Genomic DNA, 13785 nt, shown 5'->3' on the forward strand with positions numbered 1-13785 from the left:
TGTTAAAGTGCACGAGTCGTTGATTTCAACAAATATTCATCCGTTTGTCGAACTCAGATTACTATTGATATTTAATATCCGCTTTTATTCTGTCTTAGGGCCTTGGTCGCCCCTTTCTGCTTTTTACTATCAATTCGGCGACGCTGGCTACCTTTCGTCGGTTTGGTTGCGATGCGTTTTTTTTGTACTGCAGTAACACTTGCGACCAAGGTGACAAACTGCTCTAGTGCTGTTTGACGGTTAAAGTCCTGACTACGACTCTGTTGGCACTTGATAATGATCTTGCCACTTTTAGTGATGCGGTGATCGGCTTTGGCAAGCAGGCGAGCTTGGTAAAACTCTGGCAGTGACGAGTTTTTAATATCAAAAATTAGCTGCGCTGCAGTAGATACTTTATTGAGGTGTTGACCACCTGCACCACTGGAGCGTATAAATTGCCATTCAATTTCACTATCTTGAATCGAAACTGAGTTGGATATTTTAATTAATGCCAAAGAATAATACTCACTCTATTAAGGTTCATCTCAAGCTTCAGTTGACGCTGCTAAGCTTGATGGAGGTCAATGTTAACAGACTTTAAGCTAAAATAAGGGCTTAAGCCGCTTTTCCTTCAATTTTGATTTGCTATCATCAAGCATTTATTGATACGACTTTCTAAACTTAAGAGTAGTGTTACGGAGCCTAAATATGCTGTGTAAGATCCCCAATATCGCCAAAGGTGTGATTAGCTTATTTGCCAGTGGTCGTTTATCCACTGAAGATTACGGTCAAATATTGCAGCCGATGATCGAAAAGTACCAAGACAACAATGGCAAAGTGTGTCTATATGTTGAGGCCGATGTCTTGCTAGAGGGGTGGGAACATCAATCGTTAGCCGGTAGTGGCGAAGTACAGCTACCCAATTTTGATGCTTTAGTACTGGTCGGTGGGCCTGATTGGTTCGGTAATGCAGTCAGGTTGCTAGGGCCTTTTATGCAAGGTGAGGTTGCTTGGTTCCCATTGGAGCAGAAGCAAGAAGCGGTAGATTGGGTGGCTGCGCGTACTTAAAGCGCCAACTCTTGGTATACTAGCCGAAAAATAAATATATGCTCCCATCTAAAAAGGATTTAAATATGTTTCTGCGAAAATTATCAACTGTATGTTTGGCTTTAGCGTTGGCGGTAGGTGTGACAGCCTGTTCACCTGAAGTGGGTAGTGAAGCCTGGTGCAAGCAGATGAGTGATAAACCGTCAGGTGACTGGTCTACCAATGAAGCGACTGACTACGCAAAGCATTGTGTGTTTAAATAGCGCATAAATGGCAAGTATAAGTTTGATGAAGTTCACTAAGGGCAATATAAAAAGTTGTTCTATGTGAACTTTAAGATATTATGTCTGTCCTATTTGCAAGACCGATACGTTTTTAATTCAATTTATAGGTGAAATTTGCGTTTATTTGCTCCTCAAAATCTCCTAAAGATGGCAACAGTGCTTATCGCTATTGTTCTCCTGCAATTTGCAGGCGGCAACCTTGGCGCGCACCAGTTACATTTAGGTGATCATGAGCAAGAGGGCGAATCTCATCCACATATCCAGTTTAATGCTGATGTCACCACATTGGCCCAATGTATTGATGATTGCAGTTGTCCGCTTGAGCAACAAGCAGCGAACGAGTCAGGCTCAACAGTGCATGAGCATACTATTTCTAAGACAGAGTCGAAGAGTTTTGACTTATGTCTAGATTGTCCTTGTCATGGCGGTCATGTCACCGCAATGTCGATTCATTCGATAGTCCCCGCTATTCCTGTTGGTGACATGCTTAAAAGCAATGACAAGCAATACCTACCACCAGTTCAACTGCAAGATTACCGCCCTCCAATAGTTTGATCCCTATCAGCATCGAAGTACTGACACCCTGAGTTAAGATGATTGAGCTTTGTTCTCGTCGCTAACCACTGTTGTATTTAATCTTTGCTGGATCTTTAGCTTTTATTTAGTGTGAGTAAACCCTAATTGTATGCTGTTGGCGAGTCACATCACCACTGGCAATGCATGATAAAGGTGTATCCATACTGCTCTTATAAAGATTGATACTGATGAGCCAATAACGGTTTAGTTATGGGCAGTTGGTATGACATTCGACACCGATATTCTCTTATATAAAGAGTCTTTGAATATTCACTAAATTAGGGATTTCAAAGCCTTTCTACATTTGAGAGTAATGTTCAGCGTCGGATAGATAGGAATCGCGATGAAAAAAACCATAATCGCCAGTCTGTTGCTAGGGTGTTGGGCAAGTGCCGCAACCTCACAGGTAATAGCAGCAGAAGCAGACTTAATGGCAGCAATGCCAACATCACAGCTAAGCACATCTAATAGCAAGGCTGGACAGTTTAACGACTGGTTGCCGCAAATGATGTCGAGCTTTAACGCACTGCCAGAAATCCAAGCGCAAACTGCGCGACGTCAACAGGCAAAATTGAGTATTCAAGCCGCCGACAGAGCTGTTTATAACCCTGAATTGGGTATGAACTACCAAAATGCGACGGACGATACGTATACGCTCGATATCAGTCAAACTATTGATTGGGGAGACAAGCGTGGCGTAGCGACTCGTATGGCCCAGCTTGAGAGTGAAATATTGTTGTCTGATATTACGCTTGAGCGTAGCCAAATGTTGGCAGAACGCCTGCAAGCGTTGGCTAATCAAGGTCAAGCTCAAAAGGCTCTTCAATTTCAACAGCAACAGTTCAAACGAGCTAAAGCTCAGCTAGAAATAGCTCGCCAACGTACTGAAGTGGGCGATCTGTCTAGTGTTGAACTGCAGCTAATGCAGCTTGAAGTCGCCAGTAACGCCGCTGATTATGCCTTGGCGGAACAAGCGTCTATTGCTGCAGATGGTGCCGTATTAGGTTTATTCGGTGACGTAAACCTCCCCTTTTATGACTTCCTCAATACCTTAACTGTTCAAGCCAGCAAGTTTGATGTTTCTCCGGAGCTGCCTGCGCTGAAAAGTGCCTATCAGCAAGTACTCGTCGCAAAAGTGGCCGCGAAACAAGCCAAGGCTGAAAATGCTGCCGATCCGACGATTAGCTTAAGCGCTGAGCGAGAAGGTAATGAGAATAAAGTTGGCGTTGGAGTTTCAATACCGTTGCAGTTCAGAAATAACTACAGTGAAGTGATTGCTGTGGCCAGTGAAGGTATCACTATCGCTGAGCAAACTTACCTAGCGCAGGAGCGGGTGCTACTGCAACAGCAGAAGCAGTTCTCATTGAGTTTACCTCGGTTAACTCAGCGTTACCAAGACTGGAGTGAGTTAGTACTCACTACTAGTGCGGCAGCAGTAAAAAACTTAGCTCAGCAATGGAGAGCCGGTGATATTAACACCAGTGATTACCTGCAAAGCCAGAGACAGATAAGCAATAGCTATTTGGCTGGGCTCGCTTTGGAATCAGCCCTGTATGAAAACTGGCTGACATGGATGGGAGCAAGTGGGCAGCTCGAGTTTTACCTCAATAGCCAGCTTCCGCAAACAGCGCGTACAACAGTTAAGTAAGGGCTTGAATATGAAAACCAATAATATGATTACGGTAGAAAAAATGAATATTTCACTAAACAAAAGCGCTAAAAAGGGTGTATTTGGACTAAATGCGATTACCCGCGCAATGAGCTTTGGTTTAATCATGGCGTTAAGCAGCACATTCATTATGCCTATAGTGGCAAATGCGGGTGACGGCCATGACCATGCTGAGGAAGCTTCTGTTAGCAAGGATGTAAGCACCGAAGTCATAAAAGACGATGGCCATGGGCATGATGCGGTGGGGGAAGTTGAAGAGGAGCATGGGCTCGATGCACTAAAACTGACTGCGGAGCAGCGTGAACTGGCCGCTATCGAGGTCGTGAGCTTGACAGAGCAGAGCTTTAGTTTGGAGGCAGTTGCAACTGCAACATTGGTCGTTGACCGTGACCGTACGGTCACCATTGCACCACAAGTTGATGTACGCGTACAAAAGCGCAATGTAGTACCAGGGCAAGAAGTGAAGCAAGGTGATGTGTTATTGACTTTAGGTGGTGTAGCCGTCGCTCAAGCACAAGCTGATTATATCAATGCTGAAGCCGAGTGGAGCCGAGTAAAGCGTATGAGCAAAAGCGCGGTAAGCGCCAGTCGTAGACTGCAAGCTCAAGTTGATGCAGAGCTTAAGCGCGCTACACTCGAAGCGATGAAGATGACACCAGGCCAGGTTAAGGCGTTAGCTTCAAGCCCTGAAACCATCGGCAGTTATCAACTGTTAGCGCCTATCAATGGCCGTGTGCAGCAAGATTTGGCCATGCTAGGTCAAGTTATTCCAGCGGGTACTGCACTGATGCAGCTAACCGATGAGTCGCATCTATGGGTGCAAGCAGAGCTGACACCTGCACAAGCTGAGAAAGTGAGTATCGGCACTAAAGCAATTGTGAAGGTGGGTGACAAAAGTCTAGATGCCAAGATTATTGGGCGCTCACATGAGCTCGATAGTGTGACGCGTACCGAGCAGATTCTGGTGAGCTTTGAAAATGCCGGCCATGTATTACACGCCGGGCAGTTTGCTGAACTTTATCTACCCGATGCACAGCAAGGTGGCGTGATACTGCCTGATGCTGCACTGACACGGGGTGGTGATGGCGACTGGCAGGTCTTTATTGAAGATGAAGATGGTTTTGAAGCCCAAGAGGTTGAGGTCGTTGAGCGTCAACGTGGTATGAACCTAGTTCGTGGTTTGGCACCAGGTACTAAAGTTGTGGTTTCCGGGGCATTCTTTTTGTCATCAGAACAAGCGAAATCAGGCTTTGATATTCACGCGCATTAAGAGGTTGTTATTATGCTACAGAAATTAATTGATGCGGCTATCCGTAATCGTTTGATGGTGGTGCTGGCGCTAGTGGGCGCAGTGCTAGGCAGTGTTGCTATGCTGCCAAATCTAAATTTAGATGCGTTTCCTGATGTAACCAACGTTCAGGTCACAGTAAACACAGCCGCTGAAGGTCTTGCAGCTGAAGAAGTTGAAAAGTTAATTAGTTATCCCGTTGAATCGGCAATGTACGCCCTGCCAGCGGTGACTGAGGTGCGCTCTCTATCTCGTACTGGTTTGTCTATTGTCACTGTGGTATTTGCAGAAGGGACGGACATCTATTTTGCTCGTCAACAAGTATTTGAGCAGTTACAAGCCGCCAGAGAGATGATCCCTGATGGGGTCGGGGTACCTGAGATTGGCCCTAACTCCTCGGGTCTTGGGCAAATTTATCAGTACATTTTGCGCGCTGAACCCGGTTCAGGTGTTGATGCCTCTGAACTAAGAAGCTTAAACGACTATCTGGTTAAGCTGATTTTGATGCCAGTTGGTGGTGTGACTGAAGTCTTATCGTTTGGTGGTGAAGTTCGTCAATATCAAGTTCAGATAGATCCAAACAAGATGCGCAGTTATGGCTTATCTATGGCGGAGGTAACTAGCGCATTAGAGAGTAATAACCGTAACTCGGGCGGTTGGTTTATGGATCAAGGTCAAGAGCAGTTAGTTGTTCGAGGTTATGGTCTACTGCCAGCGGGCGATGCAGGTTTAAAAGCAATTACACAGATCCCACTCACTGAGGTTGCTGGTACACCGGTGCGAGTGAGTGATATTGCTAATGTTGAATATGGTAGCGAAATTCGTGTCGGTGCAGTGACAATGACTCGCCGTGATGAAGCAGGCAATAAACAAGCCTTGGGTGAAGTTGTTGCTGGCGTTGTACTCAAGCGTATGGGCGCTAATACTAAAGCGACCATTGATGATATTAGCGAACGTACTGCTTTGATTGAGCAAGCACTGCCTGATGGCGTCGCGTTTGAAGTCTTTTATGACCAAGCCGATCTCGTTAACAGAGCGGTAGAGACTGTACGTGATGCACTGTTAATGGCCTTTGTGTTCATTGTGGTGATCTTAGCGCTATTTTTAGTCAACATCCGCGCGACTATGCTAGTACTGCTGTCTATTCCAGTCTCTATTGGTTTGGCACTCATGGTGATGTCCTATTTCGGAATGTCAGCAAACCTAATGTCACTCGGTGGCCTAGCCGTTGCTATTGGTATGTTGGTTGATGGATCTGTGGTGATGGTTGAGAATATTTTCAAACATCTTACCCAGCCAGACAGACGTCACTTAGCAGAAGCAAAAGCTCGTGCCTCGGGTGAAGATGATCCGCATCATGCCGGTGAAGACGGCTTAGCTGCGGATGAGCGCAGTGGCATCGCTATGCGTATTACGCTGGCTGCTAAAGAGGTGTGTAGTCCTATCTTTTTTGCGACAGCGATTATTATCGTGGTGTTTGCGCCTTTGTTCGCCTTAGAAGGAGTTGAAGGTAAACTGTTCCAGCCGATGGCTACCAGTATTATCTTGGCGATGATATCGGCACTGCTAGTTGCATTAATCGCTGTGCCAGCTATCGCGGTGTACCTGTTTAAAAGTGGTGTAACTCTGAAAGAGAGTGCGGTACTCAAGCCTATTGAGGCCGGATATCGCAAGCTATTGAGCGCCACCATGGCCAGTCCTAAAGTGGTGGTTATTACCGCTGTAGTGATGTTTGCCATGAGCATGATGTTACTACCAAGATTGGGTACGGAATTTGTGCCGGAGCTTGAAGAGGGCACGATTAACTTACGTGTGACATTAGCACCTACCGCCAGTTTAGGAACTTCTCTTGATGTTGCACCAAAACTTGAAGCTATGTTGCTTGAGTTCCCAGAAGTCGATTATGCATTAAGCCGTATTGGTGCCCCTGAACTAGGTGGCGATCCAGAGCCCGTGAGCAATATCGAGATCTACATTGGTCTTAAGCCGATAGATCAGTGGGAGCATGCTGAAACACGTTTAGAGCTACAACGTAAAATGGAAGAGAAACTCAGTATCTACCCTGGACTACTGTTTACTTTTTCTCAACCGATTGCGACCCGTGTTGATGAACTGCTGTCAGGTGTAAAAGCTCAGCTAGCGATTAAGATCTTTGGACCAGACTTGGATGTACTGTCTGAGCGTGGCCAAGCGTTAACCGATCTAGTGACTAAAATCCCTGGTGCTGTTGATGTTTCTTTGGAGCAGGTGAGTGGTGAAGCACAGCTAGTGGTGCGGCCGAAGCGAGATCTATTAGCGCGTTATGGTATCAGCGTCGATGAAGTCATGAGCCTGGTTAGCCAGGGTATTGGTGGTGTGAGTGCTGGCCAAGTGATTGATGGCAATGCACGTTACGATATCAACGTGCGCTTGGCTGAAGAGTACCGTAGTGCACCCGATGCATTACGTGACTTGCTGCTAACGGGCGTGAGTGGTGCAACGGTTCGTTTAGGTGAAGTGGCCGAAGTTGTCATTGAAATGGCACCGCCGAATATTCGCCGTGATGATGTGCAGCGCCGCGTAGTGGTACAAGCTAACGTTGCTGGTCGCGATATGGGCTCAGTGGTTAATGATATCTATGCCGTGGTTCCACAAGCGGAACTCCCGCCTGGCTATACCGTTGTGGTTGGTGGTCAATATGAAAACCAACAGCGTGCGCAACAGAAGCTCATGCTGGTAGTGCCTATCTCGATTGCGTTGATAGCACTGTTACTGTACTTCTCTTTTGGCTCTATTAAGCAAGTGGCGCTCATTATGGCTAACGTTCCGCTAGCACTGATTGGTGGTGTCGTCGCGCTTTATGCCAGTGGTACTTATCTTTCGGTACCGAGTTCTATTGGCTTTATCACCCTGTTTGGTGTGGCAGTGCTTAATGGAGTGGTGCTGGTGGATTCGATAAATCAGCGTCGAGCCAGTGTTAAAACGGAATCTAATGAGTCGCTTTATGAAGCCGTCTATGAGGGTACCGTGGGGCGTTTACGTCCGGTATTGATGACAGCATTAACCTCGGCACTGGGCCTTATTCCTATCTTAATATCTTCAGGGGTAGGTAGTGAAATCCAGCAGCCTTTGGCGGTAGTGATAATTGGTGGCTTGTTTAGCTCAACGGCGCTAACGCTGTTAGTGCTACCGACACTTTACCGTTGGTTATATCAAAACCGTAACGAAGCTAAGGGCCAAGGTCTAAGTAAGGACTTTGAAGCGCTCGATTAGGCATAGTAGAAGTGCCGCTCCGCGTTAACTTTAGCTGGGGCACTTCTACTTTGAACAAGGGTTTTTCTTTGGCAAGGTTGCCAAAGGGGGTGAAAATAGGATGCACAGCATTAGTCTGCCTGAGCATCTTATTCCGCCTTTCTGGCTACGGTTTTTTGATCGCGGTAGCATTAGTTCTATTATTAGGACGTGGTAATGAGTCACAGGGGAAAGCGTTAATTTTCTGCTAGCATTACCACGAGGTTGCCTAACCTGCTTAATCATTGGCTAATGTTGCGACCGGATAATTTAGTACGCGGAGCTGGATCGCTCCGCTTTTTTATTAAGTACTTAGATAGGTGACCAATGCTATTTGGGCTGCTTACTCTAATGACCACATATTTGCTCACTCCCCTCCACCTTTCTAAATGACACCTTGTTCGCAAGGTTTGGCTGGTACTTAAACCAAAACCAAAACCTGACTAATCGGAACAATCTCTAGCGGCCCATCATTCCTCACTAGCTCGTTTTTGGACTGAAATTGGTTAGTACTTAATCTTTGAAAGCAACGATAGCCATTAGGGAAAGTATGGCACTCAAATATTATGCGGTAACGCTGCGTCAAGTTGTGAGTAACTCAACCACTGAACCTAACCTATTGTGCCGTCATCACTACCCCTTAAATGCTAAGCGTTCCGAATATGCCTTAAACTCTTTGTTATTTAACGCCGCCAACAACCGTGGAGTAGTTGGCGCGATTTTTTGCGACCTTTGCAAAAAACGCGACAACTGACGGAGTCGGATTGCTTGGCCTTGTTATGTAACGCTCTACTTAAATAGGGCATTACAACTTTCACATTTTTTCACACTGTGACCAGATTCAATTTTTTTGCCACAAGCAGGGCATTTCCAATAATTCAGTAGATAAACTAGATTAAGACCTACGCCAACTATTAGTAGTAAGTTTGCCACAGAGCGGCTAATTCCTATAAAACTATCCGAACCAGCGAAAAAGATAATAAGTAACGGTAAAAGTAGTATTCCACCTATGATTCTAATTAACATCAAGTTACGACTGATGGTTTTAAATTCATTTTTTATTTCTTGCTCAGTCACTTAAAACCTCCAACAGGTACATAACATCTATGGACGCTCCGTTTTGTGCAAGCAAAATTTTCATTGAATTCAAAGTTGGTATTGCAGCCATCTATTCGGATTCTAGTTAAGGCTTAAGCCTTGATCCCTGATGAGTTCCGCGCCGCGTTCAACATGCAAGTGCACCACCTGAGTTAACTTATTGAAGAGACAGTCATCCTGAAGCTTCTGCTAATGTTTATGTGCGACCATAACACAGCAGAGGAGCTCCAAGATGACCTACAACCACCTTAGCATGTATGAAAGAAAAGCGATCTATTACCGCTTTAACTCAGGTGAGAGTTTAAGATCCATCGGACGGCTTATAGGGCGTCACCATACGACGATTAGTCGAGAGATAAGTCGAAATAAGCCTCTGACATACACTTATTATGATAATGCCGCTCAAGAAAAAGCACTGGCTAGAAGGAAAATTCCCAGGCATCAAAAAAAATACTCAAATATAAAGCTTCGCACTACAGTTATTACGCTTTTAAAGCGGGGTTGGTCTCCAGAGGCTATCTCGGGTCGACTAAAGTTAGAACACCCTGACGATCCTCTTTTTCATGTTAGCCATGAGGCCATTTATCAATGGGTTATTAAAGACTTTAAGCACTCTGGAAACCTATATTGCTACTTAGCAAAAAGGCATAAAAACAGAAGAAAGCAAAGGAAATACGGTGACTTACGTGGTCAAATAAAAGGCAGGGTCAGCATTCATGATAGGCCTCCTGTCGTAGATACCCGCAGTCGTATCGGTGATTGGGAAGGTGACTTAGTTGAAGGAAAGAAGGGCTCTGGTTACTTTGTAACACACCTAGAAAGAAAGAGTAGATACCTAATTGCAAAGAAAATTGATGACAAAAAAGCGACATCATTTAACCGTGTTTCAATTGAAGCCTTTCAAGCACAACCTGAGGCGAAAAGACTCACGCTGACACTCGATAATGGTAAAGAGTTTAGTGCGTTTAAAGAGCTTGAAAGCGCAGTAGGGATCGATATTTACTTTGCAGATCCCTATAGCTCATGGCAAAGGGGAGCTAACGAACATGCCAACGGCCTTTTAAGGAGATACTTCCCTAAAGGATGGTAAGCCCCTAGAACAGTAGACACTTCATAGAGTTATACTTAACCAAAAATATGAGGTGTTACATGCGCGGAAAACGATATCCCGATGAGTTCAAAATTGAAGCCGTTAAACAGGTCACTGAACGTGGCTATAAAATAGCAGATGTTGCTGACAGATTAGGGGTTACTTCCAAAAGTTTGCACAACTGGATTAACAAGTTTGATAAGCCAGAAAAGCAGCACATCACCATTGATAATCAGCAAGACGAAATACGTAAGCTCAAGGCGGAGCTTCGCCGTGTAACCGAAGAGCGAAACATCCTAAAGGAGGCCGCCGTGTACTTTGCAAGCGAGTCAAAGAAAAGTACACGTTCATAAAGTCTAGGCTCAAGCAGTATCCTGTGAAAATCTTATGCGAAATACTTGGAGTCCATCGTAGTGGTTTCTATGCCTGGCTGAAGGAACCTCAGAGTCGAAGAGCGACTGAAGACAAACGCTTGCTGGGTAAGATTAAACAGTTTTGGCTGGAAAGTGGTTGCGTTTATGGCTATCGAAATATCACCTTGGACCTTAAAGATGATGGTGAAGTTGTTGGTAAAAACCGTGTATATCGAATCATGAAACAGGCTGAAATTAAAGCTGTACGAGGTTATAAACGCAATCCAACCTTTGGCGGAGGCGATGTTAACCATACGGCACCTAATACATTAAATCGAGGCTTTGATGTCGTCAAACCCAATATGATTTGGGTGACCGATTTCACTTATATTCGTACCCATGAAGGCTGGCTGTATCTCACCGTTGTGATAGACCTTTTTTCAAGACAAGTCGTAGGATGGACGATGAAAAGTACACCGAAGGCAGAGTTAGTTATAGATGCTCTATTGATGGCTATATGGAGACGCTCACCTACAGAAAAGGTGCTAATACATTCCGATCAAGGAGTGCAATATACCTGCTCAGATTGGCGTAGTTTTCTAAAAGAACACAACCTTGAAGCCAGTATGAGCCGAAGAGGAAACTGCCATGATAATGCTGTCGCTGAGAGTTTCTTCTCGCTGCTGAAAAAAGACAGGGTTAAGCGAAAAGTCTATAAAACCAGAGATGAAGCACGCTCAGAAGTATTTAACTATATCGAATATTTCTATAATCCAGTGCGGCATCATGGTAGTAATAATGGACTGTCTCCGATCAAGTTCGAGAAGCAGTATTATGAAAACCTAGAAAGTGTCTAGAAAACTGGGGGCTTACCAGGTTTCTAGTTGTTCGCTCGTAACTACTGAAAAGTCAGTTCCTTTAGGGAAGTATCTCCTTAAAAGGCCGTTGGCATGTTCGTTAGCTCCCCTTTGTCATGAGCTATAGGGATCTGCAAAGTAAATATCGATCCCTACTGCGCTTTCAAGCTCTTTAAACGCACTAAACTCTTTACCATTATCGAGTGTCAGCGTGAGTCTTTTCGCCTCAGGTTGTGCTTGAAAGGCTTCAATTGAAACACGGTTAAATGATGTCGCTTTTTTGTCATCAATTTTCTTTGCAATTAGGTATCTACTCTTTCTTTCTAGGTGTGTTACAAAGTAACCAGAGCCCTTCTTTCCTTCAACTAAGTCACCTTCCCAATCACCGATACGACTGCGGGTATCTACGACAGGAGGCCTATCATGAATGCTGACCCTGCCTTTTATTTGACCACGTAAGTCACCGTATTTCCTTTGCTTTCTTCTGTTTTTATGCCTTTTTGCTAAGTAGCAATATAGGTTTCCAGAGTGCTTAAAGTCTTTAATAACCCATTGATAAATGGCCTCATGGCTAACATGAAAAAGAGGATCGTCAGGGTGTTCTAACTTTAGTCGACCCGAGATAGCCTCTGGAGACCAACCCCGCTTTAAAAGCGTAATAACTGTAGTGCGAAGCTTTATATTTGAGTATTTTTTTTGATGCCTGGGAATTTTCCTTCTAGCCAGTGCTTTTTCTTGAGCGGCATTATCATAATAAGTGTATGTCAGAGGCTTATTTCGACTTATCTCTCGACTAATCGTCGTATGGTGACGCCCTATAAGCCGTCCGATGGATCTTAAACTCTCACCTGAGTTAAAGCGGTAATAGATCGCTTTTCTTTCATACATGCTAAGGTGGTTGTAGGTCATCTTGGAGCTCCTCTGCTGTGTTATGGTCGCACATAAACATTAGCAGAAGCTTCAGGATGACTGTCTCTTCAATAAGTTAACTCAGGTGGTGCACTTGCATGTTGAACGCGGCATTACTCTACTGCTAGAAAAAATTAACGATGGATGGCACCGTTAATTTGTCGCCCTTGGCAATACGGCAAGTTATTATGGATGGCACCGTTAACTTAATTGAATTTTATGATCAGATCGTGGGGACCCTATAAAGTTCAATTTTTTCAACATTTGTGTAGAAGAGTCAGGTACGGGATCGTCCATATATGTCTATGTATTATTTTTCAATCATTCAAATAAGAAAAAATCACAACATTAAAGATAACAAACAAAATAAAATAATCAGCGACCCTCTGCTGACGGGTATTGTGTTGACTAATTTCGCAAAACTTTTCCATACCCTCCTTTGTAAATAATTTCATGTTTATTAAAATCAAAAACAAAGAGAGTACAAAGGCGCACAACTTACCACCTAAATTCTGTTCGAAAATATATTCATAATTAAAGTACCTCGACACCAATACACATAAAAATAGAATGCTAATCTGAAAAATCACCATCAAACATATAGTTGACATATGAGTCACCTCATTTTTACCTTCCAATTTCACTAATATCCTTTGAAAGCGAAAGTATATCCTCTTATTGTAATCATTAAACCATTTCATATAATTACTCTTTAAGTAAGTTGTAACGGATTTGTTACTCCCATTCACCACCAGTATACGCATCAACCATGAAATAAGATCCACTTGCCATAGTTCCTAGCGGCCAGATAAACCCTAAAGCAGCCATACCAATGTCTAAGGTTGTTTTCATTCCAGATGGTCCATTCGGTGTATTATAATTGTAAACTGAAATACCTACAGCTCCTACAAAAGTGATCCGCCCTAAACCTCTTAATATATTGGCACGACCATATGCAATGCTTCTGCCTCCAGTGGAGCCATTGCCCGGCCAACCAAAACGATTGTATTTCATAATTAATTGAGCCATCCATCATAAAAAGAAGTCATTTCAACACAAAAAAACCTCTGACAACATGAGCACCAGGTAGCACGTAAGACGTAGATTTATCTTATATTAAAATGCCATGCTGATTGGTTTTATGCAATCGTGATAAGTGGACAGCCATACGACTCTGGTACTTTAATTCAATCGGCACTTATTGCTGATATATAGCAACCCATGCTAGAAACGATGATTAAACCAAGCAGAAATACATAAAGATAATTACGTGTTATTTGATGATTTTATCAATAGTTTTTTATGGAAAACTCTGATTATTACGCATAATTGAGTAGTTACTCTAACGAGAAAAGGGACATAAAT

General features: G+C 43.9%; 10 protein-coding genes and 2 pseudogenes. 8 read left to right on the forward strand and 4 right to left on the reverse strand.

Annotation, left to right across the window (positions count from 1 at the left end; genetic code table 11):
• Positions 1-71: 71 nt before the first annotated feature.
• Positions 72-494 carry an alternative ribosome rescue aminoacyl-tRNA hydrolase ArfB gene (arfB, locus tag JK628_RS02240; protein WP_202287658.1) on the reverse strand — a complete coding sequence of 141 codons (423 nt, stop codon included), beginning with the start codon at positions 492-494 and terminating at the stop codon, positions 72-74.
• A 193-nt stretch (positions 495-687) separates the two neighbouring features.
• Here arfB and JK628_RS02245 point away from each other — a divergent pair, with 193 nt between their 5' ends.
• The 6 genes from JK628_RS02245 to JK628_RS02270 all read left to right on the forward strand — a co-directional run bounded on the left by JK628_RS02245 (position 688) and on the right by JK628_RS02270 (position 8095).
• Positions 688-1047, forward strand: coding sequence for an STAS/SEC14 domain-containing protein (locus tag JK628_RS02245; protein ID WP_202287659.1), 360 nt, complete (start codon positions 688-690; stop codon positions 1045-1047).
• A 65-nt stretch (positions 1048-1112) separates the two neighbouring features.
• Positions 1113-1289: a DUF3012 domain-containing protein gene (locus JK628_RS02250; protein ID WP_202287660.1), complete on the forward strand. Its 177-nt coding sequence runs from the start codon at positions 1113-1115 to the stop codon at positions 1287-1289.
• A 168-nt stretch (positions 1290-1457) separates the two neighbouring features.
• Complete coding sequence (locus JK628_RS02255) at positions 1458-1865, forward strand: hypothetical protein (protein WP_202289687.1); 408 nt, start codon at positions 1458-1460, stop codon at positions 1863-1865.
• A gap of 364 nt (positions 1866-2229) precedes the next feature.
• Complete coding sequence (locus JK628_RS02260) at positions 2230-3534, forward strand: TolC family protein (protein WP_202287661.1); 1305 nt, start codon at positions 2230-2232, stop codon at positions 3532-3534.
• A 10-nt stretch (positions 3535-3544) separates the two neighbouring features.
• A complete protein-coding gene (locus JK628_RS02265; protein WP_202287662.1) occupies positions 3545-4825 on the forward strand; it encodes an efflux RND transporter periplasmic adaptor subunit in 1281 nt (426 codons plus the stop codon).
• Positions 4826-4837: 12 nt separating this feature from the next.
• Complete coding sequence (locus tag JK628_RS02270) at positions 4838-8095, forward strand: efflux RND transporter permease subunit (protein ID WP_202287663.1); 3258 nt, start codon at positions 4838-4840, stop codon at positions 8093-8095.
• Between the two features lie 807 nt (positions 8096-8902).
• On the opposite strand, the gene JK628_RS02275 is transcribed toward JK628_RS02270, so the two are convergent.
• A complete protein-coding gene (locus tag JK628_RS02275) occupies positions 8903-9190 on the reverse strand; it encodes a hypothetical protein (protein ID WP_202287664.1) in 288 nt (95 codons plus the stop codon).
• A 253-nt stretch (positions 9191-9443) separates the two neighbouring features.
• Here JK628_RS02275 and JK628_RS02280 point away from each other — a divergent pair.
• Together JK628_RS02280 and JK628_RS02285 are read left to right on the forward strand one after the other, a co-directional pair.
• A pseudogene (locus tag JK628_RS02280) lies at positions 9444-10295 on the forward strand (IS30 family transposase); the annotation flags it as partial.
• 65 nt (positions 10296-10360) lie between these two features.
• Positions 10361-11511 (forward strand): IS3 family transposase gene (locus JK628_RS02285; protein WP_202286106.1). Its coding sequence is split into 2 segments (ribosomal slippage): positions 10361-10598 and positions 10598-11511, totalling 1152 coding nucleotides; the frame shifts between segments, so codons are not numbered across the junction.
• Positions 11512-11529: 18 nt separating this feature from the next.
• On the opposite strand, the pseudogene JK628_RS02290 reads toward JK628_RS02285, so the two are convergent.
• Together JK628_RS02290 and JK628_RS02295 are read right to left on the reverse strand one after the other, a co-directional pair.
• A pseudogene (locus JK628_RS02290) lies at positions 11530-12420 on the reverse strand (IS30 family transposase); the annotation flags it as partial.
• 735 nt (positions 12421-13155) lie between these two features.
• A complete protein-coding gene (locus JK628_RS02295) occupies positions 13156-13434 on the reverse strand; it encodes a hypothetical protein (RefSeq protein ID WP_202287667.1) in 279 nt (92 codons plus the stop codon).
• Positions 13435-13785: the final 351 nt, after the last annotated feature.

Source organism: Shewanella sp. KX20019, assembly GCF_016757755.1.
Taxonomy (GTDB): Bacteria; Pseudomonadota; Gammaproteobacteria; order Enterobacterales; family Shewanellaceae; genus Shewanella.

Excerpts from the sequence above, each read along its gene's own strand:
- JK628_RS02245 (WP_202287659.1), top strand. The coding sequence starts at position 688 with ATGCTGTGTAAGATCCCCAATATCGCCAAAGGTGTGATTAGCTTATTT.
- JK628_RS02250 (WP_202287660.1), top strand. The coding sequence starts at position 1,113 with ATGTTTCTGCGAAAATTATCAACTGTATGTTTGGCTTTAGCGTTGGCG.
- JK628_RS02255 (WP_202289687.1), top strand. The coding sequence starts at position 1,458 with ATGGCAACAGTGCTTATCGCTATTGTTCTCCTGCAATTTGCAGGCGGC.
- JK628_RS02260 (WP_202287661.1), top strand. The coding sequence starts at position 2,230 with ATGAAAAAAACCATAATCGCCAGTCTGTTGCTAGGGTGTTGGGCAAGT.
- JK628_RS02265 (WP_202287662.1), top strand. The coding sequence starts at position 3,545 with ATGAAAACCAATAATATGATTACGGTAGAAAAAATGAATATTTCACTA.
- JK628_RS02270 (WP_202287663.1), top strand. The coding sequence starts at position 4,838 with ATGCTACAGAAATTAATTGATGCGGCTATCCGTAATCGTTTGATGGTG.
- JK628_RS02295 (WP_202287667.1), bottom strand. The coding sequence starts at position 13,434 with ATGAAATACAATCGTTTTGGTTGGCCGGGCAATGGCTCCACTGGAGGC.